This window comes from Pseudomonas sp. HY2-MNA-CIBAN-0224 (assembly GCF_040310285.1).
GTDB classification, from domain to species: Bacteria; Pseudomonadota; Gammaproteobacteria; order Pseudomonadales; family Pseudomonadaceae; genus Aquipseudomonas; species Aquipseudomonas helleri.
Genome location: NZ_JBEOPQ010000328.1, coordinates 1 through 314 on the forward strand (window position 1 = coordinate 1; position 314 = coordinate 314).

Consider the following 314-nt stretch of genomic DNA (forward strand, 5'->3'; position numbering starts at 1 on the left):
CGAATACGGCCTTCAACTTTGTTTTGAATTTTTTCAACGGGTACTTTAACCGTTAGCTGAGTTTCTTTATTAGATAGCTTGTTGGTTGTGACTTGTAAATCTGTAGCCATGTTAGTTACACCTTTAGGATTAAATAGTAATAGACAACCAAGCTGCAAAATACGCGTGAGCTACTGGTTGCCGTTGGAATAAATAGGGGATATTGATAGCGCGCAGTTTCGCAGCCCATGCCTGTAGCAATCGCTACTGACACAAAAATGTGAATAGCTTTATTTTGATAAACGCTACCAAATATCAATAATAAGCCGCTAATG

General features: G+C 38.5%; 1 protein-coding gene. It reads right to left on the reverse strand.

The window, feature by feature from the left end:
* Nucleotides 1-115: 115 nt before the first annotated feature.
* Nucleotides 116-314 (reverse strand): hypothetical protein (locus AAEZ03_RS26605; RefSeq protein ID WP_350582778.1); only part of this gene is annotated, 199 nt, incomplete at its 5' end.